Origin of the sequence: Scytonema hankhaensis NUACC26, from assembly GCF_045865695.1 — a bacterium.
Classification (GTDB): domain Bacteria; phylum Cyanobacteriota; class Cyanobacteriia; order Cyanobacteriales; family Nostocaceae; genus Scytonema.
In genome coordinates this window covers 75509-101854 of the sequence record NZ_BAACAP010000225.1, presented here as the reverse complement: position 1 = coordinate 101854, position 26346 = coordinate 75509, and the positions used below count along the sequence as shown (strand labels likewise).

The window sequence follows — 26346 nt, the reverse complement described above, 5'->3', positions numbered from 1 at the left end:
ACTAAATTTCTCTTCTTTCCCCCCTTTACAAGGGGAGGGAACTAAATTTCTCTTCTTTCCCCCCTTTACAAGGGGAGGGAACTAAATTTCTCTTCTTTCCCCCCTTTACAAGGGGAGGGAACTAAATTTCTCTTCTTTCCCCCCTTTACAAGGGGAGACTAAGGGGGGTAATAATGTGATTCAAATGACAGCCAACTACTTTTCAAACATCCTCTTAGGGACTTCCAAATAAAAAAATATTCAACTTTCTCTTGTGGTACGGGCTTCTAGCCCGCACCACATTCTGGGGTCATTTATTTCTTGGAAGTCCCCCAATAAAGTAGGGTTGGTAATGCCCACCCTACGCCTGATTTAATTTCTCACTGCATAGGGAATTTTCACTATGGATTTACAAGCAGTACTTTTAGATATCGATGGTACTCTCGTTTTAAGCAATGATGCTCATGCCCAAGCTTGGGTTGATGTATTTAAAGAATTTGGATACGACGTGCCATTTGAGCAGGTTCGACCACTGATAGGAATGGGAGGCGATCGAATCATACCCAAAATGGTGCCGGGACTTACAAAAGACGAAGGAGAAGGAAAAGCGATCGCTTCCAGACGTAAGGAGATATTTATAAACGACTATGTGCATACACTAAAACCTGCCCCTGGATCGAGGGAATTGATAATACGTATGAAAGATGCTGGATTGCGACTTATTGTTGCTACCTCAGCTTCAAATGAAGAACTTTCAGCGTTGCTCAAAGTAGCCCGAGTAGACGATTTGCTGGATGAAGCAACAACATCTAACGATGCTGAAACTTCTAAACCCTCACCAGATATTGTGGAAGCAGCACTGGACAAACTGAATATGAGACCGAATAGAGTCTTGATGCTTGGTGATGCACCCTACGATATTCAATCTGCAAATGCAGTAGGAGTGGGTCTCGTCGCAGTACGTTGCGGTGGTTTTGATGATGCTTCCCTAAAGGATGCTCTGGCAATTTACAACGATCCATCTGATTTGTTAGCTCATTACGACAATTCGCCTTTTGGAAAATCTTCTTTTGTCAATAAATAACGGAAGTGCAAACAATAATAGCTGCATATTATTTTTACCCCACCCTAACCCTCCCCGATGTATTGGGGAGGGAACTAGATTTCTCTTATTTCCCCCCTTTATAAGGGGGGATCAAGGGGGGTAAGGAGAGATACCACAGATGGTAGAGTTTTTTCTATGCATCTTCATCTGAAAACGGTATTAAAAAGGGGGACTTTTAGAGTATTTTCCCCCCCTTTTGAAGGGGGGCTAGGGAGGATCTTGATATAATGGTAGACTTTACAAACATCCTCTAAATAGCGGGCAGGATGCCCGCACTACAAGAAATTTGTAGGATGCCCGCACTACAAGAAATTTGTAGGATGCCCGCACTACAAGAAATTTGTAGGATGCCCGCACCACAAAAAATTTTGGCAGATTTTATATTTGGAAGTTCCTAACTTAAAGGTTGTGGACTAGTAGCAGGCAAAAATTCATTCTTGATAACTTTTAGAGCAGCTTCTGCTATGACTTGATGAGCCAGCGTTGTTGGATGAATGCCATCCCAAAACAAATACTTGTTTGGATTATCGCAAATAGCAAGATTATTGGAACAAGCATTCATCACATTCGTTAAACCAAAACGGGTAGGATGTTTCGTAGCTTCTTGATATAAAGAATAAACATCAAGAATCGCGATTTGAGTATCAGAACCTAATTCCTGTTTAAGTTCCTCAACAGACTTCGCTAAAATCTGATTGTGAGCGGTTGTAAACGAAGTGAGGGTATTAGAATTTGCACTGGTGCGTGTTGCAGGAACTTTTCCTAAATCTGGTAAATTGACAACCAGGATTTTTTTAGCACCCATCTTTAAGAGAGACGCGATCGCTTTCAATATATTACTAACAGTCAATGTAGGATTGGCACCACCATACAAATAATCATTTGCACCAGCCCATAGAACGTAAAGAGCATTTGGATTGACCTCTTGATGCACTTTTGTAAAAGCTTGAACTTGTGCTAACAAACCTGGGATCCCGTTAACGCTGCCATTTCCTGTAGTTGCGCCTCCATAAGCAAAGTTGGAATTTTGTTCTGGAGTTATTGCTAGTTTGGAAGAAAGATATTCAATCCAGACGGAACCATTAGAATAACGTCCTTCAAAGTAAGGAGGATTAGGGGGATAAATTTTTCCCGATGCATGATATACATTACCAACATCTGAAAGGCTATCGCCAAACACGTATAGTCTATTAATTTGATGAGAAACCTGTATCATATTAGAGCTTTGTATTGAATCAGAAAGTGCTACTACGATAATTGAAGAAAAAAGAGCAAGTACTGCTGCAATAAATAGTCGTCTCACTGAAAAAAACCTTTCAACTCAAAGCCCTCCTCCCTACCAAGGAAGAGAGCTTTTACTACGCGCATATGTCAAATTTTATTTTTTGTTTTGCCAATCGGGCATTGTTGATTGAGTTACTTTCTCAATGTAACAAATTATTTTATCAGTAGAGTGTGAAAAACCGAATCGTAGACAAATGATTATTCGCGTACAGGACGCTCCGCAGTCGCCAGACCCCCCTTCGAGTATGGTGCAAGGTACACGCTGCGCTTCGGTCGTATCTCCTATGTCCTGCAAAGCACACGCTACGCGAACGGACACGCTTCGCGAACGGCGATAGCCGTGGTGTCATATCAGGCATAGGCTATGCCCGCAAGGGCTATACGCCAGGGGCGCGGCGGAGGGAAACCCAGAGCAGCGCCCCTGTCTCACCGCACGGCGCTGCTCTGGGTCTCACAAGATGGATAATTTATTTCTTGGAAATCACTTTCAAAAGGAAGGTTTCACCAGTTGCTGTTCTTTTCGACTTTTAACAACCCGTGCTGGCACGCCCACAGCTACTGAGTAAGGGGGAATATCTTTAGTAACTACGGCTCCTGCACCGATAACACTGCCTTCACCAATAGTGACTCCATCCAATACAGTTACTGCATGACCCAACCAACAATCATCTCCAATGATAATTCCCTGACGAGTGACGCCTTGCTCAGAAATGTTTTGTGTAGGATCGTTAAAAACGTGATTGTTAGCAAATATTCCCGTGTGTGCTGCAATTAAGCACTTTTTACCAATTTTGATGTTGCCAGGACCTGCTAAACAAACATAAGGACCAATATATGTACTTTCATCAATGTAGATAGAAGTGTCACTCATTGCCCTAATGTCAACACCGTTCTCAAGGCTAACTCTATCTTTAAGAATAAATTTGTTATTTGGATGCCCCGATGCATTTATGCGAACACCTTGTAAAATAAGCACTCCACTTCCTAGTTGTATTACAGCCGTATTTACAAACGTAACTCCAGGCTGGATATTAACAGATTTACCCATATGAGCAAAAATGGGGCTGTACAGTAAATTACGTAAATTGCCTCCGATGAAGTTTGTAGGGATATTGCCTAACAAGTTAGTTAAAACACTTTGCAGTAAGCGATTCCAAATAAGTGAGGATGGATTGTAATTCATAATGAACAAATACGGTATACAAAGACACAGCTAAAATCACAATTGGACAAGGTTACAACTTTCTGCCTTCTACTCTCTAGCTTCTAGCCTGTTGCAGAAGTTGCTTTGTTGCTCGGTACTTGATAACCCGTGCTGGTACGCCTACAGCTACGGAGTCAGGAGGAATATCTTCTGTCACAACGGCTCCAGCACCAATCACACTTCCTTTACCAATGGTGACTCCATCCAATACAGTCACTGCATGCCCGATCCAACAATCATCCTCGATCGCAATTCCCTTACGAGAGATGCCATGATATTTAATTGGTTCTATGGGATCTGAAAATTTATGGTTATTAGCATAGATTCCTGTATTTGCGGCTATCAAACATCGCTTACCAATTGTGATATTTCCGGGTCCCGCAATGCAAACTCCAGGACCGAGAAAAGTTTTTTGTCCAATATGTATAACTGTATCTTCCAAGCAACCGATATTGACATTACGCTCGATCGCAACTCCGTCTGCTAAAAAAAGTTTATTATTCTGGTGTTTTCCACCATCAAGACAAACACCTTTAAAAATATGCACTCCATTACCTATTTCAATTGCAGAAGCACCAATAAATTCTACCCCTTCTTGAATATATACTGAAGAACCTACGCGGGAAAAAATTGAACGGTAGAAGAGATTTCGCCATTTCGATCCCAAGGTAATCGATGGTAACTCTCCAAGTAAGGTCGTAATAAAAACTTCTTTTACACGCTGTAATTTTGGAAGAGATAGATTATGACTCATAATGAACAACCCTTTGTAATCTTTTAAAGGACTAGAAAATATTTAGACGGCAAATACACTAAATCCCTCAAGAGGATACACAATAGGAGTTCTAAACTTCACAAGTAAGGTTAATTTGCTTTTAAGGTAATTCCCCTAAAACCACCAATCATGACTTATCCGCCTTGAGGGAATTTCCAGCTATGTAACATCGACTTTTAATAGGAATACAAAAACACCAAACGATTTTACCAAAGCTACACTTTGCATAAGTGAGTTGGGGAAAATCTAAAATTCTTTATTTTGATGAAAATGCAATCCTTGTCGAACTCTTAGCAGTTTTATCCCATTCCTGTAACGCTAAGGCGGAGTATCTCCAACTTCTGCCATTATATTGAAGTCAACCATTGGTGCAAACAAATAGGCACTTCCCCGATTGCTATAACGGCTTAATTGCAGCCAGTTTTCAGAGTACGCCACTGTTACCATGTTGCACGCAAATGATTGACTTACTATTTAGTCTACTTTATCAATAGAGACCGACTATCTATATAGTAGACAAAACACACAAAATCGGCAAGACATAACGTCTGCCGAAAGACATAGATTTATATTTGGGTAATGACCAATAGAATTTACCCCCCTTAGAAAGCCAATCCATTGGGGAGGGTTAGGGTGGGTTAAATTGGACTGTGTGGCTCAACCTAGCGAAGTAAATTCAACACCTGTATTACACCTCAATTTTCTGACGGCGGGACAATTGGTACTCCTTTCTCCAGCTTTGAGGTGGGGTTCCATGATGTTGACGGAATTGTCGGGAAAAATGGCATGCGTTTTGATAACCAAGAGCAGATGCTATTTGTTCAATGGTTTGGTCTGTCTCTTGCAGTAAAGAACGTGCTGCAGCCATCCGGCGTTTGACAATCCAACCGTTTACGGTTTCTCCAGTGATTTTTGCTACCCTATTTGTTAAGTAAGCTGAAGAATAACCCACGGCTTCAGCAACATCGCATAGAGTAATTCCGCGATCGAAATTAGCTTCTATATATTCAAAAACCTCTTTAAGTTGAGGAACTGAGGGAAAAATTGATGTAGGCGATTGTGACGAACCGCCATCGACAGCTGGCTGTGAAAGCTTTTCGTAGCACGCAGCATACCAGTACTGCATGAGTTTTGCTTGCTTTTCTAATCTGGTAGTAATGGCTTTTAATAATTGGTTAACTGTACAAGGCTTGGTAATGTAATCATCAGCGCCTAGTTCCATGCCTTTACGGAGAGACGCTTTGGTATCGCTACCAGTCAAAAAGATGAAGGGAACAATGGATGTAACTGGATCTTGTCGCAACGCAGCCAAGACACTAAAGCCATCCATATCTGGCATCATAATATCGCAAATCACCAGGTCGGGTAAATTCTCCTGTGCTTTTTGAATACCAATACTGCCATTTTCAGCATCTATTGTCTCAAAACCTTCAGCTTGAAGACCGTCCAAGAAGATACGGCGAGTCATTGCATCATCTTCAACAATCAAAATCTTTTTTGACATTTCCTGCATCATGTTTAATTACCACAATATTTGGTAGCCTATGGTTACTGAATTCAAAAGCCAAGTTACGGGAAACACACATACTAAGGAATGATTTCTTGTTTAGATGTGCTGTTGACAGCGTTGGTTTGCTGACAAATAAGTTATGGCACTACTTGTAAGCATCATCTCTGATATACGTTGTTGGTAATTTGACAGTGAAAGTTGTACCAACTCCAACAACACTTTTTACAGAAATTTCACCAGTATGTAAGTCAACAAGAGTTTTGACAATCGAAAGACCCAATCCCGTTCCAGGTATATTATCAACATTGCTTCCTCGATAAAAAGGCTCGAATATTTGTTGCCGATCTACATCTGGAATTCCAATACCAAGGTCTTCGATCTGAAACACGGCTTCTTGACTTTGACAATGAAGTTTAAAGCTCACGGTACTTCCGGGAGACGAATATTTAATAGCATTTGAGAGTAAGTTATTTAAAATATGCTGTAACAGCTTTGGGTCTAAGTGGACGCTATAACACTTACCGTGGCTCACAAAGTTGATTGACTTTTGATTACCACTAGCTAACTCCATTTGTGCAACTATATCAACACAAAACCTATCTAAGTCGATCTCTCTAGACTCGCGCACCAACTTTCCTGATTCTGCTTGCCTGTAGAGTAAGATCTCATCAAGTAGTTCGCCAAGTTGTTGAACAGCGCCTTGAATGATATCTAGATACGAACGGTTTTTTTCTTCCGTCCAATGATGAAGATGCCGTTTGAGTAAATCGGTAGAGAAAGAAACAACGTTCAAAGGGGTACGGAATTCATGACTGAGTATAGAGACAAAGCGTTCTCTAAGTTCGCTGAATCGTTTTGTCTGCTCGAGAGCTTGACGCACTTCTGATTCAGCTTGTTTATAATCGGTGATATCAATTGCTGTCACTAATTTGACTGGCTTACTCGAAAAATCAAGTACTCCATTAAGTAATCCTACAGTACAAGCCAACCACCGATAAGAGCCATTCTTAGCGATAATTTCCATTTCTTGATATTCACTACAGGTAGATCCATCCTGTTTGCGAACTTGTCTGAGTTTTTTGTCTTTAATCAGTCTTTTAATATCAAAATTATTGAGTAATTCCTCTTTTGAATAGCCAGTGAGAATTTCTGTTGCTGGATTTACATAACAAATACGTTCGTTATGAATTAGAAAAATACTAGCTTCTGTTACTTCCGCTAAAGCCCGAAATCGGCTTTCATTTAACTTGAGCGCTTCCTCAGTTCGCTTGAATTCAGTAACATCCCAGATGCTCCAAACTCTACCAATGATTTGGTTTCTCAAGCGTTGTGGTTTGGAGTAGTGGGCAAATATCCTACCATCTTTGAGTTCTACTAAATCGTAGCTTTCTAGCTCCGAGCGGCTTAGCTTGTCCCAAACGACGGTACGAAAAAATTTTACATCCTTAACTTTACTCTCAAAAAAGGCTTTCGCTCGATCGCAGTCCATGGAAAGATGAATTGACGATGGAACGCCCCACATTTCTAGCAATTTTTGGTTATAGCAAAGAATGTTTCCTTCACGACTTAACGCAAGTATACCTATAGCAGTTGATTCTAAGGTGGAACAAGCCAGAGACAGAGAATATCCCAACTCCGTTTCTGTGTTTTGATAGTCCATCGCTTCAGGCTGCAACTCCCGTTGTACCTCAGAAGCTTTGTTTGCGTATTGCCTTATACTTAACTCTACTAGTTCTTCAGTGCGATCGCAAGCCACTGCACAACCTAATTCTTTGCCTTGGGTTTCTACATAATTTAGCGTGACTCGTACTAGGAATATTTTCCCTGCTTTCGTCCGATATCGAGATTTAAAGGTGAGGGAAGTTTGTTGCTTCAATGCCGACCATTGCTCCGACCATTTTTGCAACTCAAAATCCAAGTCAATATTCTGCAGTTTCATTGAGAGCATTTCCTCGCGGGAATACCCCATCATTTGACAAAAAGCAGTATTGACATAGATAATTTGCGCCTTTACATCAATGCAAAAAGTTGCATCTACAACTCTATTGATTAGATTTTGTATAATTTGCAACTCTTCTTCTGGTTTTAGCACCGACTGAGAATTAGATTCAGATAACATAACGTAATGGTCGCTAAAGTAAACCGCCCCTCCAGTTTTCTCGCAGCAATCATCTCTTTGCGCGATCTACAGGTTGCCATGTAAACTTCCTAACTTTCCGGGGTCGTTTCACCCGCAAAATTAACCTATCAAACTTTTTAACAAACTCAATATAACTTTACAAAATCTTTAAATATAGAAAAAAACAGTATTTATACTTGGTCTCTGATGCTTTGCCAACGTAGCTACTCAATGCAATTGAACCAACAGCAAGCTGTGAGAAACTACCTCAAAGAGGTAGAAATTACGGTTAACAACTCCATCCAAGGTTTCCTAGCATATCTTTGCGTAAAAGCAACAGGCAGTATTTCCCGGTGTTTGTGGAAAAATATCCATATTTGCTTCTCATGCTAGCATGGCTAGTCTTGTGCAAGCTACAAAAACTGTAAATTTACCGATAGTTAATCAACAATTATTCCTACGAAAAATTTCTAGATGTGAGATCGACTTCCTTTACTTAACTCTTCCATGAATTCAACTACAAAATTATTTACAGAATCATCCACCTGTAGAAATAGAACGAACTTCCACCGTGTATTATGTATTTTTCGGCATCTATCATTTGGTATAGCTTTTGTAAACATTATATGTAATATTGGTAACACTAACTTGATTTGTAGGTATGAGCTACGAATAGCAGTGTTATGACATCTATCATTAGAAGAATAATCTATAATATTAAATTTTTATTAAAAATATATTGTTTTGACTTTTTTGTTTGCTCTGCCTACCTCATTCTCTTTATTATTCTTTTTATGTAACTTAATATCTCAAAAAAATTAGCATGAATTTTTTTGAGTGTGAAAGCTAAAATTTATTTTGCTTTGTCATCCACCGTTAGGTAGAGACGCAAGTAGGTAGGGCTAAAGCCCACCCTACATATATGTCAAAAATCGAATAGAAATCCGGTAATTTTTTTGAGTGTGAAAGCTAAAATTTAGTTTGCTCTGTCATCCACCGTTAGGTAGAGACGTAAGTTAAATAGGGTAGAGAAAACTGTTGAAACACCCGATTCTAGGCGTTAAAATACGCACGATCGCAGAGCAAAAAAATTGATAACCCGATCAAAAGATTCTTCATTGCCGCAAGGTCTTGAGCTTCTGTAGTCTTGTTTCCATAAGCACCGCCTTGATTGTTTACCTTGAACGTAAAGATTTATTTACTATCAAGAAAACGGTAACAAATCGTGCTCGCTATTCGCCTAACTGGGTGAATCGTTTGAAAGAAAAAGCAGACTTTGGCATGACACATACTTGAGGCTGCGAGTGAAAGCGCAGTCTAAGCAAGCTAACTGGCACCCTCTCCATGATTCAGGGAGTACGTAGAAGAAATGAGCCAAAATTATACACAAACAACCTCTAGTAACGGCACTCAGCCATACGAGGTATATGACCCGAATTGTAGCAAGTCTGAAACCAGAGAACTTGCACTAGAGCTATCTAAAACCATTACGATTGTGGAACAATCACAACGATCGCTAACGGTAGCAGATGCGATCGCCAGAATGATGGAAGCATTAGGAATTACCCATGCTTATGGAGTAGCTGGAGGTGCAATGGCAACTCTTTGGGGTTCCTTATCCAACAGCCTTCTTCAAGTCTTAAACGTCCGTCACGAATCAGGTGCTGCTTTTGCAGCAACGGAAGCTTACTTTGCCACAGGTCGTCCGGCTGTAGTCTTCACAACAGCAGGACCGGGTATTACTAATTCCCTGACTGGCTTGTTTGCTGCCCGTGGTGAAGGAGCAAAAGTTATTTTACTCTCAGCTTGCACCTCAGCACCACAGCGTGGAAAATGGGCAATTCAAGAAACCAGTAACGAAACATTACCCACCGAGGGAATTTTTACATCCGGAACGTTGTTCAACTATGCAACGACAGTAGAAAACGCTGCACAACTTCCACAGATTTTCCGCAAATTGGCTTTGGGTTTGTCGCAACCAGGAGGTTTCGTCGCTCATTTGAGCATCCCCACTGCCGTACAAACATCTCCACTCGATGAGATACCAACCTATCAAGGAGTTTACCCGTCTAAACTAACACCTAGTAAAGAAACTATTTTGAGAGCAATAGACCTGTTATCAGAAGGACCCTTTGCGATTTGGTTAGGTTTCGGTGCTCGTCACGCTGCAGAAGAAGTTCGTCAACTTGCTGAAATCACAGGGGCTGCAGTTATGTGCTCTCCTCGTGGCAAAGGTATTTTAAGCGAAGATCATCCCCAATTTGTAGGTGTTACAGGTTTAGGCGGTCATGGTTCTGTGTTTACCTATATGCAACAGCAGACGCCTTTCCGCACTCTTGTGTTAGGCTCGCGTCTGAGCGAACCAACCTCTTTCTGGAATCAAGCATTGGTTCCTCCTGGAGGTTTTATACACGTAGACATCGATCCTACAGTTCCTGGCGTAGCCTACTCAAAGGCTGAAACCTTTGCTATCCAGTCTGATATTAAAACTTTCTTACAAGCACTCTTACAACACGAACACCTTATAGCTAGTGCGGGTATAGGAGCTTTTCAATTACCACGTCCCGAAACACAAGTACTCGAGCCAAGCACCGACTCTCCAGTGAGACCAGAAGCGCTGATGCAAGCAATTCAAAAAGTCATCGTCGAGGGTAGCGATGCGGTCGTTTTGGCTGAGTGCGGTAACTCCTTCACCTGGGCTACCCACTTCTTGCGATTTGGTCAACCCAATCGTTACCGTGTCAGCACTGGAGTTGGAGCGATGGGTCACGCTGTGACCGGAGTTATCGGAGCGGCTCTTACAACTAACACCAAGTCTGTAGCTATTGTAGGTGATGGTGCAATGCTAATGAATAATGAAATTAGCACTGCTGTAAAATATCAAATTCCTGCCGTATGGATTGTCCTCAATGATGCCCGATACAATATGTGCCATCAAGGCATGGCAATGCTAGGGCTGACAGGAGCAGATCCATTGATGCCAGAGACAGATTTTGTAACAGTGGCTCGCGGGATGGGTGCAGAAGGAATTCGTGTCAACCAAGAATCAGATCTTGAAACTGCACTAGAGAAAGCAATGGCTTTCCCCGGTCCATTCGTTATTGATGTAATTATCGACCCAGATCGACGCGCACCCTCCAAAGGACGTAACGCTGGTCTAGCAGCACAAGGCGTTAAATCAACCCCTGTTGAAAAGACAGCAGTTTCATTTCCAAATGTTTCATTTCCAAATGTTTAATGGCGACTGGGGAATGGGGACTAGGGACTGGGAACAAAGAATTCCCAATCCCCAATCCCTAAGCCCCGATCCCCATTCCCTAGTCGTGAGGAGACTTAATGTGAACTTATTTGATACAGTGACGGAGATGGGGCACGAACAAGTGCTCTTTTGTAACGGCAAAGACCCAGAAATCAAAGCAATTATTGCTATTCACGATACGAGTTTGGGACCTGCAATGGGCGCGACAAGACTGTTGCCCTACCCCAATGAAGAAGCTGCACTGAAAGATGCTTTACGTTTAAGCCGTGGTATGACTTACAAAGCGGCTTGTGCTGGTATTCCAGTTGGTGGTGGTAAAGCAGTTATTATTGCTAATCCTGAAAACAAGACAGAAGATTTATTTAGAGCTTACGGAAGGTTTGTTGAAAGGCTCAACGGACGTTTTATCACGGGACAAGATGTGAATCTGACTCCCAATGATGTCAGAACAATTAGCAGAGAAACTAGATACGTGGTAGGAGTAGAAGAAAGGTCCGGCGGACCGGCTCCTGTAACAGCGTGGGGAGTTTTTCTAGGATTGAAAGCTGCAGTTGAGTTCCGTTTACAAACAAATGACTTAAAAGGGCTGAAAGTTGCAGTTCAAGGTTTGGGAAATGTAGGTAGCAAACTTTGCCATCACTTGCACGAGCATGGAGCACAACTATTTGTGACTGATATCAGTAAAGAAAAAACTGAGGAACTCAAGCGTCTTTATGGTGCAACAATTGTAGAGCCAGACGCAATTTACTCCTTAGATGTAGATGTGTTATCTCCTTGTGCTTTAGGAGGAATTCTTAACAGCGAAACGATTCCTCAAATTAAAGCATCGGTTATTGCAGGTGCTGCTAATAACCAGCTGGGATTGGAGCAAATCCACGGTCCGATGCTATCAGCAAAAGGAATTCTTTATGCTCCAGATTATGTGATTAATGCCGGGGGGCTAATCAACGTTTATAACGAAATGATTGGCTATGACGAAGATAGAGCATTCCAACAAGTGCGTAATATTTACGACACGCTGTTAGAAATTTTTGAGAGAGCGAAAAAGCAGGACATCACAACTAATGATGCATCCAAGCAATTAGCAGATGACAGAATCAACCGTGCAAGACATATCAAAGCTATGGCTGTGGTGTAAAGGAGACACAAATGGTTACTGAAAGAAATACATTTGCAACGTCTGCATATATTGCGACAACGCCAGAAACTGCTTATGAGTACCTCTGTAGTCTAAAAAACTTGGACGAGTGGACTCTCTACAGCCGGATGCAAGAGCAAATTGATGAAGATACTTGGGCTGGAACTGCATCTGGATACCAAAAAAAGCTCTACTATCACGTTAAGAAATTAGACCACCCGTATTTTCATGGTATTGAATGGCATTGCGGGTTGGAGTATCAGAAATACTATCAGGTTTACCCCGTCTTACTATTTTCTCCCGATTACATCGAGCCGGGAACTGATGAGAAAGGTGTCTACTTGCATTGGATTAGCTTCGTCGATCCAAAACGGCGATCGCCATTAATCATGGAGGGAATTCACACGGTACATACTTCCGAGTGCCGTTCTCTCAAAGGTAACTTAGAGCGCAAAACTGGTCTTACCTCTGCCGCTCAAGGACGCTATTATATCGACACCGATACTATTTATGTTAACGCCCCTATAGAAATGGGAATTGAGTTCTTATCAGACCTCAAGAACATGGATGATTGGGCACACTTGTTGCATTTAGATGGTGAGATTGTTGGTTCTTCAGGCGAGTTTCGCGATGAGTACAACCAAAAAGTAAAAGTAACCCAGCGACTGCAACCTGTCAGCAAATGGTATTTGCTAGAGCATGAATTTTATTATCCAGACTACGGATTTTCTCAACGCTCTCCCGTGTTGTTGATTCCAACTTCCTATGCTTTTGGCGATCCTAATGCTCCAGGTTTTATCCAACACCGGATTACATTTTGGAAAGTAGGCGAGCAACTACCTCACGGTAAACTCCAAATTGAAGATTTTGGCTCTGAAAGTTTAAATATTAAACGTCTTTTGGAAGCTAAAGCAGGTAATTTGGATACTTTGGCTCAAGGTTTGAGTTATATGCCAAATAGTCAGTGACCACCTGACCAGTGACCAGCGATCGGTGACCACCTGACCAGTGACCACCTGACCAGTAGCCACTGACAAATCACTACTAACCATTTACAACAAAGATGAAACTCAAGCACATCATCACAACACTTTTTTCTTTTTGCGTTGTCAGTCTTGGTGGAGTAAAAACAGTAGAAGCTGCATCGTTTACAGTCGTTGCTGATGGTCTTGACAACGTACAAGGTTTAGGCATCGGTCCTGACGGTAGTGTTTATGCTGTGGAAGCCGGGAAAGGCGGAAGCGGTCCTTGTGTTCCACCTCCAAGCGGTCAAGGTGACAATCTGTGTTACGGAGCGACTGGTGCAGTTACAAGAGTTAAGGATGGGAAGCAAGAGCGAGTTCTTACAGGGCTTCCTTCCATCAGCGTATCTAGTGGCGCTCAAGCGGCTGGACCTCGCAATATACTATTTGATTCAACTGGAAAACCATATGTTGTTACGGGTTTGGGTGCTAATCCAAGCTTTCGTAATGATATATTGGGTGATATCGATCTGGGAAAAATTATTGCTCCTGACTTTAATACAAATACTTGGACTAGCGTTTCTGATATAGCTAGTTATGAATTAGCTAACAATCCAGATGGAGAAAATGTAAGTAGCAGCCCGATATCTTTCTTGCTCGATGGTAATAATTTTGTGGTTGTGGATTCGAGTGCAAATGACTTATTGAGTGTTGGCACTGATGGCAGTAATTTGAGAGCGATCGCAGCGATCCCCAAACAAACCATCGTGAATCCTGTTTTCCCACCATCTAACACTCCATCAGTTGAACCATCGGAAGTTCCAGATTCTTCAGAACCACCACCAGTCGTCGAGTTTTCCACTCAAGCAGTTCCTACAGGTATTGCTAAAGGTCCAGATGGGGCATACTATATAAGTATATTTACTGGCTTTCCTTTTCCAAAAGAAGGTGCTAAAATATACAAAATAGGAGATGATGGACAACCTACAGTTTATGCAGAAGGTTTTACACAACTGCGCGATCTAGCATTTGATACTGAGGGCAATTTATATGCTTTGCAGTATGCTAATGAACCATCTTGGACAGGGAATTTAAATGGTTCTGTTATAAAAGTAACACCCGATGGTACTCGTACTACTCTTATCAGTGGTAACGGAGTCGAAGGACCCAGTGGTCTAGCGATCGGTTCCGATGGTGCTGTCTATATAGCAAATCGAAGCGGTGTTCCGGGAAAAGGACAAGTTTTAAGAGTTAACAGCTCAAAATCTGTTCCTGAACCCACATCTACTTTAAGCATTTTAGGATTCGGTGCTTTAAGCATTTATAAGTTACGCAAAGGTAAGCGAAAAGCACTAAAAGTTCCAACTTAACCAAACTAGCTATCAGTTACTAATTACCAATTACTAGTTCTCACTGGTTACTGGTCACTGGTCACTGGTCACTGGTCACTGTAAAACGTTCCACAAACTACTAACAATAGAGTTCAGCAGATATGAAATTCAAGTCTTTTACCCTTGCATTATTTACGTTTTGTGCTGCTGCCGCTAGCGGAATGAATGCCGCACAAGCTGTAACTTTTAAGACAGTGGCTTCCGGTTATGATAACGTCAATCATGCGACTTTCGGTCCCGATGGTTATCTTTACATATCAGAAGGTGGTGTAGGAGGCGATGGCGATGGTGGAAAAAGATGTACGCCATCCCCAAGTACTCAATACGTTCCTATTTGTACTGGTGATACCGGTGCGATTACCAAACTTGATGTGACCACTGGTCAATCAGAGCGTATTATTAGTAACCTTCCTTCTCTAGCACAACAACCATTACAAGACCAAGGTGCTGGTCCAGCAGATATTCAATTTTATAAAGGCAAGGCTTATCTCGTATATGGTATGGCTGGCGATCCCAGAAATCGCGACAGCGTTTTAGACTCTCCTACTCTCGCACAGTTTTACGAAATAGACCTGAAAACAGGTGAGAAGAAGAGCCTTGCCGATTTTGCGAAGTACGAGACCGAATTCAATCCTGATGGTACGGACTTAATTGTTAACCCATACAGCTTAGCAATCAAAGATGATTATGCATACATCACTGATGGGGGTGCAAACGTCATATACAAAGTGGGATTGAATGGCGAAGGTATTGTAAAAGTTAATGCATTCCCCAGACAAAACGTACCTGTTGACGAGCTTAAATTCCCTAAACCTGAAGATTTGGGTCTAGGACCAGAGCAATCTATTGCTTTCCAACCAACAGAGCAATCAGTACCCACGGGTATTAAAGTCGGTCCAGATGGATCTCTCTATGCAACTGAATACACTTTCTTCCCTTATCCAGAAGGTAAGTCGAGAGTTTGGAAAATCAGTGATGATTTGGAGCAATTTACAACTGTTGCTGAGGGCTTTACACAACTCACAGACCTAGCTTTCGATAAACAAGGCTCTTTATATTTGTTGCAACACTACAATACTCCAGAATGGGAAGCCCTGGCACCGAATGGAGATAAGAGTGGTTCTATCATTAAAGTTGCGGCTGATGGAACTCGCGAAACTGTATATAGCGGTCCAGAACTTGGTGCAGCTAGCGTTTTAGATTTTGGTCCTGACGGTAAATTATACGCAGTATCTGGTAGCCGATTTGCGAAACAAGGAACAGTTCTCGCCTTCGATCTTGAAGAAGGTGAAGATGGAGCGAAGAAAGTACCCGAACCTGCGGCTGTAGTTGGTCTAGTAGCAGTTGCTGGATTTGCAGGTAAAATGCTCAAGCGCAAGCGCCAAGAAGAGTTACTCGCTAAGGTAGAAACTCTCTAATCCTTATATCTTGGCAAATTTCCAAGAATGACTGAGAAAAAAGCTGCTGCCTAAAAAGTTCGCTAGAAAGGCAGCAACTCAAACCCAAAGTTCCCAGACTAGAGCGGGGAACATAAACCCAAAACAAGTATAACTCATAACACTGAGAAGTCATCATGGGATTAGTAAAGAATTTATCAATTACCTTAGTCAGTGCTAGCGTTATGGTAACGGCAGCAGCAGCCCAAGCTATGGCTGTTACCTTAACATACGACAAGACTATTAGCAGTCCCGGCTTAGCCCCCGGACAACTCTTTGTACCTCAAGGTATAGGAGTACAAGACTCGACTAACCAGGTGTTTGTCAGTAATGGTCGCGGTCTCAACCCAGACGGTTCTTTCAACCCAAACGTCGGTAACCGAGTTGACGTATTTGACCAAGAAGGTAATTATCTCAAAGCAATTGGTACAGGTCGCCAAGGACGTGGAGAAGGATTTGACGAACCTGCAGACCTAAAATTTGACCCCACAACTGGTAACCTACACGTAGGTGATGTTTTCAACAGTGAAATCGATGTATACAATCCTAACACTGGTGAATACGTCAGATCCTATGGTTCCTTTGGCGGACCCGTACAAGGTAGACTGTTCTTTGGACCTGGTGGTATGTCTTTTGATAAAAAAGGCAACGTCTGGATTACCGATTTCAGTGCTGACGTAGTTAAGGTATACAATGCCAACAGCGGCGAACTCGTTAAAACTGTTGGTAGCAATGGTAGCGAGTTGGGGCAGTACCTTGGACCCGCAGGTATAACCGTTTCTCCAAATACTGGAAGAATCTATGTAGGCGATCAATACAACGGTCGCATCCAAGTTTTAGATTCAGAAGGTAACGCTTTGTTTGCTTTTGGTTCTCGTGGTTCTGAACCCGGACAACTCAGAGAGCCAATTGGTGTAGAAGTTGACGAGTACGAGAATATTTACGTAGCTGATTCTCAAAACAGCCGCGTCCAAGTATTTGATAAGGACGGTAAATTCCTGACTGCATTTGGCGAACCTGCTCGTAACGCTGACGGTGAAATCGTACCACCTCCCGACCAAAGCGGTCCTCCTTTTGGTAATCCTCTCGTCGCCGAACCTGGTGTCTTCAACTGGACTGCTGGTTTACACTACGACAGAGGCAAACTGTATGTAGGGGACTTCTTCCAAGGTCGCGTCCAAGTGTTAAATGTAGACAATAAACCTGCCGGTGCTAAAGTACCCGAACCCGCATCAGTATTAGGTTTAGGATTGCTTGGCTTTGGCGCTGTTGTCTCCAAACTGCGGAAAAATCACCAGAAAAATTCATCCGCGAGTGTAGAGGGATAAATTTAGCTAAGTCTCTCGTAAAGTTTGTCATGAGAACTAAAGCGAAATTTCTCTCTTACTAACAAACAAAAACAACACGTAGGGTGGGCATTGCCCACCACTTAGATACTTAGTGGTGGGTATTGCCCACCCTACTAGTTTCTGAGAGAAATGGCATCAACAAAAATGTTTTTATACTATGGCTTCCACAATTTCTTTAGAAAAAGTTAATGTTAATATAACCGACTTACTGTATGAGTGGCTCAAACAGTGCCTAACTCAAGAAAGTCTTGACTGGTTAAATACTAAAAAAGCGCAAATAGAAAATAGTGCTAATGCGCGAGTGTTTTTCACTACTTTTAGTGCTGTACCTCGCTACACGGGCAAAAGTGACTTAAATTTATCCTCACAAGAGTTAGAAACTGCTTGTGCAATAAGGAAAAATTGGGTTCCTTCTCATTGGAGTGTAGACCAAGCAGCCCGCACACTTTTAGTGCTGTCTTTACCTCAAAGCGACTCAGACAAGTACTTGCAAACCTTAGAGCAATTATTTGCAGCTGCTGATGTGGGAGAACTAGTTGCTCTTTACCAAGCTTTACCACTGCTACCTTATCCAGAAAAGCTTCGCGCCCGTGCTGCAGAAGGAGTTCGCAGCAACATGACAGCAGTATTTAATGCCGTTGCTTTGCGAAATCCCTATCCATCAGAATATCTCGATGACATTGCTTGGAATCAAATAGTTCTCAAAGCTTTGTTTGTCGGTAGCCCCCTACATTTAATCCAAGATCTCGATCGCCGTGCAAATCCAGAACTCGCCAGAATGCTTGTTGACTACGCCAACGAACGCAAGGCTGCCAATCGCACGGTATCGCCGGAAATTTGGCCTTTGATATCAGTGACCAGTGACCAGTGACCAGTGACCAGTGACCAGTGGTCAATCCCCATTGCCCCTTATCCCCAGAGGGGGCCCCGAGTTCCCCAATCCCCAATCGCCATATGTTTATAGATCCTCACATTCACATGAGTTCCCGCACGACCGACGATTACCAGATGATGCGTCAAGCTGGAATTGTGGCAGTTATTGAGCCAGCATTTTGGTTTGGACAACCCCGGACTAGTGTTGGTTCTTATCAAGATTACTTTAGCAGCTTGGTTGGATGGGAACGATTTCGTGCAGCACAGTTTGGTATAAGACATTACTGTACAATTGGCTTGAATTCTAAAGAAGCTAACAACGAACCCCTCGCAGAGCAAGTTATGGAGTTGTTACCTCTGTATGCTTGTAAAGAAGGTGTCGTTGCTATTGGTGAAATTGGCTACGATGATATGACTCCTGCAGAGGACAAATACTTCCGCTTGCAGTTGGATCTGGCAAAAGAATTAGATATGTTGGTGATGATTCATACACCTCATCGCGATAAAAAAGCAGGAACCAGTCGTAGTATGGATGTTTGCTTAGAGCATGGGTTGAAACCATCACAAGTAGTTGTGGATCACAACAACGAAGAAACCGTACAAGAAGTTTTAGATCGCGGTTTTTGGGCTGCTTTTACAATTTACCCAAACACCAAAATGGGTAACGCTCGCATGGTAGAAATTGTTCGTCAATACGGATGCGATCGCATTATTGTAGACAGCAGTGCTGATTGGGGAGTGAGCGATCCGCTAGCAGTACCCAAAACAGCCCAACTGATGCTTGATAGAGGAATTCCAGAAGCACACGTGCGAGCCGTTTGTTATGAAAACGCACTTCTTGCTTACAGCCAAAGCGGTCAGATGAAAGAATCAGACTGGCTGAATCCATCACCTATAGATCAACGCCAATTATTTAATGGGAACTCCGTACTACGGGGACAAAAACCTGTTGTAGAAACTCCCGTTCGCGAATATGCACTGATTGAGTAATATGAACACAGCAATAACAACACCACGATCGCGGGCATATTTTCAGTTGATGAGACCTGCCAACATTGTCACTGCATGGGCAGATATTCTAGCAGGATTAGCAGCATCAGGGAGTATTGCTCTTGCAAACCAAGCTGTCATTGAGGGGTCAACGCCAGATAATTTAATATCATCAATAGCATGGCTGTTACTATCAACGACTGGTTTATACGGTGGCGGTGTTATCTTTAATGATGTATTCGATGCCGAAATAGACGCTATAGAACGACCTGAAAGACCTATCCCTAGTGGAAGGGTATCTCGAAAAGAAGCAGTTTCTATAGGAAGCTTGTTTTTATGTGTAGGTATTTTAGCAGCGTTGCAAGTGAGTTGGCTCAGTGCAGCATTAGCTTGTAGTATTGCTGCTGCTGCTCTTTTGTATGATGCTTGGGGAAAGCACCATCCCGTTTTTGGTCCTTTTAACATGGGGCTTTGTCGCGGTTGTAACTTACTGCTTGGACTGAGTGCAATCTCATCTGCGATCGCTGAATACTGGCTGCTTGCTTTAATTCCCATTGTTTACATTGCTGCTATCACAACCTTAAGCCGAGGTGAAGTACACGGAGGGAAAGCCAGTACTGGTATTATTGCGCTACTACTTATTAGCACGGTTATTGCTGGGCTACTAGGTTTGAGTTTGTTAAATAATTATCACCTGCTTGCGGCACTACCATTCGTTATATTGCTAGCAGTGCGAGTCTTGCTACCTTTCATAAAAGCTGTTAGCAAACCAAGCCCAGAAAACATTCGTATAGCTGTACGAGCGGGTATTTTATCATTAATTGTATTAGACGCTACAGTAGCATCTGGCTTCGCGGGCTTGCCATACGGGTTCATCGTCCTGTTATTACTACCCGTTTCGATAGCACTGTCAAAAATCTTTGCCGTTACTTGATACCAATTGGTTACTGTATTGTTGGGTTTCGTTCCTCAACCCAACCTACAGTTTGGTCACTGGTCACTGTTTACTGTTTACTGGTCACTGTTAAATGAGAATTCTGATTTACTCCTACAACTATCATCCAGAACCAATTGGTATTGCTCCTCTCATGACTGAACTAGCAGAAGGACTAGTAAAGCAAGGACACCAAGTGAGAGTGATAACAGGAATGCCAAACTATCCGCAACGCGAAATATACGAGGAGTATAAAGGCAAGTGGTTTGTCACAGAATTTAAAAATGGCGTTACTATCCAGAGAAGTTATTTGCGAATTAAAGCTAAGCCCAACCTAATAGATAGACTGTTACTAGAGTTGAGTTTTGTATTTACGAGCTTGCCACAAGCCGTTAACGGATGGCAACCAGATGTCATTCTTTTAACAGTACCACCATTATTGATATCACTTCCTGCTATTTTGTTGGGTTGGATATATAACTGCCCAGTCATTCTAAACGTACAAGATATTTTACCAGAAGCCGCTATACGTGTTGGATTAATAAAAAATAAATTGATGATTCGCGCCTTAACAGCTCTGGAAAAATTTGCTTACCATCACAGTCATAGTATTAGTGTTATTGCAGATGGGTTTAGAGAAAATTTGATAAACAAAGGAGTTCCATCACAAAAAATTTTTTGCATACCCAATTGGGTAAATGTTAATTTTATCCGTCCCTTGCCAAAGCAAAGAAACGTTTTTCGAGCAGCCCATCAATTAGACGATAAATTTGTTGTGCTGTACTCGGGTAATATCGCTCTCACTCAAGGTTTAGAGACAGTTATAGAGGCAGCAGTTTCCTTACGCCACATTCCAGAAATTGTCTTTGTTATTGCAGGTGAATCAAGAGCGTTGCAAAGATTAAGGAAATACTGCCAAAGTTGCGGGGCGGATAATGTTTTACTCATACCGCTTGTAGCAAGAGAAAAACTTTCTGAATTGTTAGCAGCAGCAGATTTAGGATTGGTTGTGCAAAAACGCAATGTTATTTCCTTCAATATGCCTTCCAAAATTCCATTGCTACTAGCTTCTGGTCGTCCGATTGTGGCGTCGGTTCCTGCATCTGGAACAGCAGCACGTGCTGTTAGAAAAAGTGGTGGTGGCATAGTTGTTACTCCTGAATCACCATACGCTATGGCATCTACAGTGTTAGAACTCTATAAACATCCAGAAAAAGTAGCAAAACTTGGTAAGCAAGGAAGGCAGTTTGCTGTTGAGCATTATTCTTTTGAGCAAGCACTAGCGACTTATGAAGCACTTTTTGCTGAAGTTGTTACCAGTTCAACATCTACATCACCTTCTTTGGACGTCCTACCAAAACTAACTTCTAGTAATTAGTTAGTAGGGTGGGCAATGCCCACCCTACTAACTACTAACCTCTCTTACAAATTATGATTCCAGAAAAGTTCAAACAAACAAGCCAAAATGTAAGCAATTTCTCACGAGATCGCCTATCGAATTCAGAAACATCAAAAGTTTCCGATCTTGAAGAACAAATTGCATATGCAATCTCTTTACTTGCCGAAGCTGGGGTTCCCGAATCATTTTGGACAAGTATAGTGCAAAGTTGTTACGCTAAGCGATCGCAAAATCTTTCCACTTCTATTAATAATGTCGCCCCTCAAAAAATTACCATAATTGGAGGGCGTGGCAGGATGGGAAGATTTTTTACGCATCAATTTGCGATCGCAGGTCACATAGTCAGTGTTTTGGAAAACGAAGATTGGGAGCGAGCGGATGAACTACTTGGTTCAGCAGATCTGGTTATGGTTAGCGTTCCTATTGAATGCACAACAGAAGCGATCGAACGAGCCGCCCAATATCTTACACCAACTACCGCACTATGTGATATTACGAGTCTAAAAGTCAAGCCGGTCCAAGCAATGCTAGACCACCATAGCGGTCCAGTGATGGGATTGCACCCCATGTTTGGTCCCAATGTCAAGTCTTTTGCCGATCACAAAGTTGTCGTATGTCCGGGTCGAGATGAAGAATCATTTCAATGGCTATTGGAACTCGTGCAAGACAGAGGAGGCGAAGTTATTGTTAGCACGCCTGAAGAACACGATCTCATGATGGTCATTATTCAAGCAACCCGTCACTTTTCCAGATTTAGCTTTGGAGTTTTCTTAGCGCAAGAGAAAGTAGACATAGAACGTAGCTTGTTAATGTCTAGCCCTAGCTACCGCCAAGAGATTGAAATCATCAAAAGATTGTTTACCCAAAATCCAAACTTGTGTGTAGACATTATGTTGGCAACTCCAGAAAGATGTCAAGCAATAGCTCGATTGGCTGATACATATAATCGCATAGCGATGCTATTAGCGCGAAAAGATCGAGAGGGATTAATTAAAGAATTTGAGACTAACCAAAGCTTTTTTACTCAAGAAACAACTTCTTCCAATCAAACCAATTTTTCTTCTAAAAAACATCGAGAAAATACATCTTTTTTAAAACTAGGAACAAAAAATATCCCAAGACCGTTGACAATTGACGGTTAATTGTTACACAATTTAGTAACACAAGCTATGCTAATCGATATCTTTCACGATACAGTATGTCCCTGGTGCCGAATTGGTAACAAGCATCTGTTTGATGCCTTAGCACAAAGACAAGAAAAAGCGGTTAAGATTCGGTGGCATCCATTCCTTCTGGATTCAAAAATTCCTACTAGAGGATACGATTTTAAAACCTACTTACAACAAAGGAAAGGTATCGATTCCCAAAGGCTTCAGCAGCTTTTTGAGTTTACAACGCAAGCAGGAGAAGCTTCAGGAGTCAAGCTCAATTTTGATAAGATTCGTTTGGCAGTCAATACTATCATTTCTCACCAACTCATTACTTTAGCACCGGATAGTATCAAAAACGATGTAGTAGAAGCAATTTACAAAGCTTATTTTGAAGATGGCTTAAATACTGGAAATCTTGATGTCATTGTTGCCATAGGTACAGCAGTAGGTATGGATTCCACAAAGTTACGGCATCAATTAAGCTCCTATGCTGGATTTGATACAGTTCTAACAGAATCCACATTTGCTCGTCTCAATGGCATTATTAGTATTCCACTATACATCATTAACGCTCGAGTTAGGGTAGACGGTTCCCACTCAGTAGAGGTGTTCCATCAAGCTCTAGATCGTGCGGCGCTTATCGAAATATCGGCAAAAATATGGTAACGCAAATCAGGCAGAAAACGGCAGTAGACAATTTACCAGCAATCCAACAAAGTGTGACTGTAACTTTCCACTATGCAGTGCATTTTACCACTGGATTGTTTGACATCAAAAACCCTTTGTTAGCGCAAACGATCGCATCCGATGGAGAAGCAGGTCCCAAAAAAGTATTGGTCGTGGTGGACTCAGGATTCTTGCAATCCCGCCCCATGCTAGCCAAACAATTGGCACTTTATTGCGATTTCTATAGTGATGCGTTCGCACTTGTTGCAGACCCAATAATTATTCCAGGTGGGGAAGAAGCAAAAAACCATCCTAAGTTGTTAGAACAAATCCATACTGCAATTGATGCAGTCGGGCTTTGTCGTCACTCCTACTTATTAGGGATTGGTGGTGGCGCTGCACTAGATTTAATCGGATATGCAGCCGCAACAGCACATCGAGGAGTTCGTCTGATTCGCGTTCCCACAACCGTACTCGCGCAAAATGATTCCGGTGTAGGGGTGAAGAATGGAATCAACGCCTTTGGGAAGAAGAACTTTCTTGGAACTTTTGCACCACCTTATGCAGTTTTAAATGATGTTTCTTTTTTGAGGACGCTAGACGATCGCGATTGGCGTTCTGGCATTGCAGAAGCTGTTAAAGTAGCACTCATCAAAGATGCTCAGTTCTTTGACTACATCCGCATGCAAGCAAATGCACTTGCTTGTCGCAATATGAAAGCCATGCAAAATGTCATTTACCAATGCGCTCAATTGCATATGAATCATATTGCAAGAGGTGGAGATCCTTTTGAAATGGGTTCATCTCGTCCTCTAGATTTTGGTCATTGGGCAGCACATAAACTAGAGCAGCTAACAGACTACAGCTTACGTCATGGAGAAGCAGTTGCGATCGGTATTGCTTTAGACAGCACTTATTCCTATCTTTTAGGATTGCTCTCTCGCTTGGAATGGCAGCAGATACTCAATACACTTGTAACACTGGGCTTTAACCTATACATACCAGAACTATCCAAAAATATGGAGCAACCAGAACACCCTGACTGTTTGTTCCGAGGACTAACCGAATTTCGAGAACACTTGGGCGGCGAACTGACAATTACACTTCTACAACGCATCGGTAAAGGTATTGAAGTCCACGAAGTAGACTTATCTTTATACCGACAAGCAATTTGGTTGCTGAGCGAGTTTTATAACTCCACATTACCAACCTCCGGCTGGGTTAGGGATTAGACGTTAAGGCGCATAAATGGAAATTCTAACGTTTCTGACCCCACCCTAACCCTCCCCTTGTAAAGGGGAGGGAACCGGAAATTCAATTTCCCCCCTTTCCAAGGGGGGATTAAGGGGGGTAAATCTACTTAAGTTAACAGAGGGTAAAAATTATGAAAATATCTACAAATAACAACTGTCATTTAACATACTGTACAAATATTCATCCAGGTGAAGAGTGGAATAAAGTCTTTAATAACCTAAAGCAGTACATACCATCTTTAAAAGCACAGCTAGTGAGTTCAAATCCTCGGCTTCTTGAAGCAGTGAGGAATGTGGATGGGCTGCAAAATCCATTTGGAATTGGATTGCGATTGGCGGATGTAGCAGCTAAGGAATTACTACAAGGAAACAATTTAACAGAATTTCAATCGTGGTTAAGCGATCGCAACCTATACGTATTTACCTTAAATGGCTTTCCATTTGGTGGATTTCATTGGCAAGTTGTTAAAGACCAAGTGTACGCACCCGATTGGTCAAAACAAGAGCGATTAGATTATACTATCAGACTAGTACACATACTCGCACAACTTTTACCTCCAGGAGTAGAAGGAAGTATTTCGACATTACCGCTATCCTACAAACCTTGGTTTAAAGACAATCAACTTTTTCAAACTTCTGTCACAAGTAGTGCGACTCTTCTTATAGCAGAATTAGTGGCAGAAATGGTAAAAATTAAACAAGAAACAGGAAAAAATATTCATTTAGATTTAGAACCAGAACCAGATGGACTGTTAGAAAATGCTGCTGAGGTAGTTGATTATTTCCAAACCTACTTATTACCTATTGGTGGAGATTATTTAGTCAAGCATTTAGGAATTTCTTTTGAAGCCGCAAAGCTTCATTTATTAAATCACGTCCGGGTTTGTTACGACACCTGTCATTTTGCCGTAGAGTATGAAGACCCCAAGACAGTCTTTGAGAAATTTCAATCAGCAGGAATTCAAGTTGGTAAAATCCAAATTAGTGCTGCACTACAAGTGACAATTCCTACAGATATTGAGCAGCGCCGTCTCATCAAAGAAAAATTATTGCCTTTTGCTGAATCTACATACTTACACCAAGTTATTGCAAGAGAGAGCCACGGTAAACTGCATCGCTATCGCGATTTAGAACAAGCTTTACCAGATTTAGAAAGTACGACAGCTTCTGAGTGGCGCATTCATTTTCACGTTCCAATTTTTATTAAAAATTACCAGCTATTTCAATCCACACAAGATGACATAACAACGGTATTAGAGTTGCTACAAGACGATCGTGCTTGCGACCATCTCGAAATAGAAACATACACTTGGGAAGTTTTGCCAAAGGAAATGAAATTGGATTTACTATTATCGCTTCAAAGGGAGTATGAATGGGTTTTGTCGAAGATGGCGGCAAATAGTAGCAATATATTGGTAGGTAGCTGTTAAGTTGTTCTTATCTATAACCCTTCTTTTTATTAGACGAGGGAGCAAGAATTTACAGCAATTTTCAAGTAAATAGACCACATTGTAGGGGCGCAAGGCATTGCGCCCCTACGGCATACTGTGGTTCAAATAGATGAAAAAT

General features: G+C 41.9%; 22 protein-coding genes. 16 read left to right on the top strand and 6 right to left on the bottom strand.

From position 1 onward, the window contains the following. Positions 1–382: 382 nt before the first annotated feature. Complete coding sequence (locus ACKTT2_RS32765) at positions 383–1063, top strand: HAD family hydrolase (protein WP_407894635.1); 681 nt, start codon at positions 383–385, stop codon at positions 1061–1063. Positions 1064–1478: 415 nt separating this feature from the next. Here the strand turns inward: ACKTT2_RS32765 and ACKTT2_RS32760 are convergent, their stop codons facing one another. The 6 genes from ACKTT2_RS32760 to ACKTT2_RS32735 form a co-directional block, all read right to left on the bottom strand. After that, positions 1479–2387, bottom strand: coding sequence for an SGNH/GDSL hydrolase family protein (locus ACKTT2_RS32760; protein WP_407894633.1), 909 nt, complete (start codon positions 2385–2387; stop codon positions 1479–1481). A 468-nt stretch (positions 2388–2855) separates the two neighbouring features. Beyond that, positions 2856–3551, bottom strand: a complete 696-nt coding sequence (locus ACKTT2_RS32755; protein WP_407894631.1) for an acyltransferase — start codon at positions 3549–3551, stop codon at positions 2856–2858. Positions 3552–3627: 76 nt separating this feature from the next. Then, a complete protein-coding gene (locus ACKTT2_RS32750; protein ID WP_407894628.1) occupies positions 3628–4326 on the bottom strand; it encodes an acyltransferase in 699 nt (232 codons plus the stop codon). 339 nt (positions 4327–4665) lie between these two features. Further along, on the bottom strand, positions 4666–4794 hold the full coding sequence (locus ACKTT2_RS32745; RefSeq protein WP_407894626.1) for a hypothetical protein: 129 nt from the start codon (positions 4792–4794) through the stop codon (positions 4666–4668). 241 nt (positions 4795–5035) lie between these two features. Further along, positions 5036–5863, bottom strand: coding sequence for a response regulator transcription factor (locus ACKTT2_RS32740; protein ID WP_407894624.1), 828 nt, complete (start codon positions 5861–5863; stop codon positions 5036–5038). Positions 5864–6002: 139 nt separating this feature from the next. Then, complete coding sequence (locus ACKTT2_RS32735) at positions 6003–7976, bottom strand: scytonemin biosynthesis sensor histidine kinase (RefSeq protein WP_407894622.1); 1974 nt, start codon at positions 7974–7976, stop codon at positions 6003–6005. A 1167-nt stretch (positions 7977–9143) separates the two neighbouring features. Here ACKTT2_RS32735 and ACKTT2_RS32730 point away from each other — a divergent pair. The 15 genes from ACKTT2_RS32730 to eboE all read left to right on the top strand — a co-directional run bounded on the left by ACKTT2_RS32730 (position 9144) and on the right by eboE (position 26207). Beyond that, positions 9144–9272 (top strand): hypothetical protein, encoded by a 129-nt coding sequence (locus ACKTT2_RS32730; protein WP_407894620.1) that lies wholly within the window; start codon positions 9144–9146, stop codon positions 9270–9272. 73 nt (positions 9273–9345) lie between these two features. Continuing rightward, positions 9346–11214 (top strand): scytonemin biosynthesis protein ScyA, encoded by a 1869-nt coding sequence (scyA, locus tag ACKTT2_RS32725; RefSeq protein WP_407894618.1) that lies wholly within the window; start codon positions 9346–9348, stop codon positions 11212–11214. A 100-nt stretch (positions 11215–11314) separates the two neighbouring features. Continuing rightward, positions 11315–12373, top strand: coding sequence for a tryptophan dehydrogenase ScyB (gene scyB, locus ACKTT2_RS32720; RefSeq protein WP_407894642.1), 1059 nt, complete (start codon positions 11315–11317; stop codon positions 12371–12373). 11 nt (positions 12374–12384) lie between these two features. Further along, positions 12385–13341 (top strand): scytonemin biosynthesis cyclase/decarboxylase ScyC, encoded by a 957-nt coding sequence (scyC, locus tag ACKTT2_RS32715; protein ID WP_407894616.1) that lies wholly within the window; start codon positions 12385–12387, stop codon positions 13339–13341. A 95-nt stretch (positions 13342–13436) separates the two neighbouring features. Then, the gene (locus ACKTT2_RS32710; RefSeq protein ID WP_407894614.1) at positions 13437–14705 is read left to right on the top strand and encodes a ScyD/ScyE family protein; all 1269 of its coding nucleotides are present in this window, start codon (positions 13437–13439) and stop codon (positions 14703–14705) included. 122 nt (positions 14706–14827) lie between these two features. Then, entirely contained in the window at positions 14828–16144 is a 1317-nt protein-coding gene (locus ACKTT2_RS32705) for a ScyD/ScyE family protein (RefSeq protein WP_407894612.1), read from the top strand. A 155-nt stretch (positions 16145–16299) separates the two neighbouring features. Then, complete coding sequence (gene scyF / locus ACKTT2_RS32700) at positions 16300–17490, top strand: scytonemin biosynthesis PEP-CTERM protein ScyF (protein WP_407894610.1); 1191 nt, start codon at positions 16300–16302, stop codon at positions 17488–17490. A 178-nt stretch (positions 17491–17668) separates the two neighbouring features. Continuing rightward, on the top strand, positions 17669–18382 hold the full coding sequence (locus ACKTT2_RS32695; protein ID WP_407894608.1) for an EboA family metabolite traffic protein: 714 nt from the start codon (positions 17669–17671) through the stop codon (positions 18380–18382). A gap of 17 nt (positions 18383–18399) precedes the next feature. Next, complete coding sequence (locus tag ACKTT2_RS32690) at positions 18400–19374, top strand: TatD family hydrolase (RefSeq protein ID WP_407894606.1); 975 nt, start codon at positions 18400–18402, stop codon at positions 19372–19374. A gap of 1 nt (position 19375) precedes the next feature. After that, positions 19376–20308 (top strand): UbiA-like protein EboC, encoded by a 933-nt coding sequence (gene eboC, locus ACKTT2_RS32685; protein WP_407894604.1) that lies wholly within the window; start codon positions 19376–19378, stop codon positions 20306–20308. Positions 20309–20402: 94 nt separating this feature from the next. Further along, the gene (locus ACKTT2_RS32680; RefSeq protein WP_407894602.1) at positions 20403–21686 is read left to right on the top strand and encodes a glycosyltransferase family 4 protein; all 1284 of its coding nucleotides are present in this window, start codon (positions 20403–20405) and stop codon (positions 21684–21686) included. A gap of 53 nt (positions 21687–21739) precedes the next feature. Next, entirely contained in the window at positions 21740–22849 is a 1110-nt protein-coding gene (tyrA, locus tag ACKTT2_RS32675; protein ID WP_407894600.1) for a bifunctional chorismate mutase/prephenate dehydrogenase, read from the top strand. 27 nt (positions 22850–22876) lie between these two features. Next, entirely contained in the window at positions 22877–23524 is a 648-nt protein-coding gene (locus tag ACKTT2_RS32670) for a DsbA family oxidoreductase (protein WP_407894598.1), read from the top strand. Next, on the top strand, positions 23518–24756 hold the full coding sequence (locus ACKTT2_RS32665) for a 3-dehydroquinate synthase (RefSeq protein WP_407894596.1): 1239 nt from the start codon (positions 23518–23520) through the stop codon (positions 24754–24756). The genes ACKTT2_RS32670 and ACKTT2_RS32665 overlap by 7 nt, the downstream gene beginning before the upstream one ends. 152 nt (positions 24757–24908) lie before the next feature. Beyond that, positions 24909–26207 (top strand): metabolite traffic protein EboE, encoded by a 1299-nt coding sequence (gene eboE / locus ACKTT2_RS32660; RefSeq protein WP_407894594.1) that lies wholly within the window; start codon positions 24909–24911, stop codon positions 26205–26207. Positions 26208–26346 lie beyond the last annotated feature (139 nt).

Coding starts and splice junctions, on each gene's coding strand:
- ACKTT2_RS32750 (WP_407894628.1), bottom strand. CDS start 4,326: ATGAGTCATAATCTATCTCTTCCAAAATTACAGCGTGTAAAAGAAGTT.
- scyF (WP_407894610.1), top strand. CDS start 16,300: ATGGGATTAGTAAAGAATTTATCAATTACCTTAGTCAGTGCTAGCGTT.
- ACKTT2_RS32710 (WP_407894614.1), top strand. CDS start 13,437: ATGAAACTCAAGCACATCATCACAACACTTTTTTCTTTTTGCGTTGTC.
- scyA (WP_407894618.1), top strand. CDS start 9,346: ATGAGCCAAAATTATACACAAACAACCTCTAGTAACGGCACTCAGCCA.
- ACKTT2_RS32755 (WP_407894631.1), bottom strand. CDS start 3,551: ATGAATTACAATCCATCCTCACTTATTTGGAATCGCTTACTGCAAAGT.
- tyrA (WP_407894600.1), top strand. CDS start 21,740: ATGATTCCAGAAAAGTTCAAACAAACAAGCCAAAATGTAAGCAATTTC.
- ACKTT2_RS32670 (WP_407894598.1), top strand. CDS start 22,877: ATGCTAATCGATATCTTTCACGATACAGTATGTCCCTGGTGCCGAATT.
- scyC (WP_407894616.1), top strand. CDS start 12,385: ATGGTTACTGAAAGAAATACATTTGCAACGTCTGCATATATTGCGACA.
- eboC (WP_407894604.1), top strand. CDS start 19,376: ATGAACACAGCAATAACAACACCACGATCGCGGGCATATTTTCAGTTG.
- ACKTT2_RS32765 (WP_407894635.1), top strand. CDS start 383: ATGGATTTACAAGCAGTACTTTTAGATATCGATGGTACTCTCGTTTTA.
- ACKTT2_RS32745 (WP_407894626.1), bottom strand. CDS start 4,794: ATGGTAACAGTGGCGTACTCTGAAAACTGGCTGCAATTAAGCCGTTAT.
- ACKTT2_RS32695 (WP_407894608.1), top strand. CDS start 17,669: ATGGCTTCCACAATTTCTTTAGAAAAAGTTAATGTTAATATAACCGAC.
- ACKTT2_RS32705 (WP_407894612.1), top strand. CDS start 14,828: ATGAAATTCAAGTCTTTTACCCTTGCATTATTTACGTTTTGTGCTGCT.
- ACKTT2_RS32680 (WP_407894602.1), top strand. CDS start 20,403: ATGAGAATTCTGATTTACTCCTACAACTATCATCCAGAACCAATTGGT.
- ACKTT2_RS32665 (WP_407894596.1), top strand. CDS start 23,518: ATGGTAACGCAAATCAGGCAGAAAACGGCAGTAGACAATTTACCAGCA.
- ACKTT2_RS32735 (WP_407894622.1), bottom strand. CDS start 7,976: ATGTTATCTGAATCTAATTCTCAGTCGGTGCTAAAACCAGAAGAAGAG.
- ACKTT2_RS32740 (WP_407894624.1), bottom strand. CDS start 5,863: ATGATGCAGGAAATGTCAAAAAAGATTTTGATTGTTGAAGATGATGCA.
- eboE (WP_407894594.1), top strand. CDS start 24,909: ATGAAAATATCTACAAATAACAACTGTCATTTAACATACTGTACAAAT.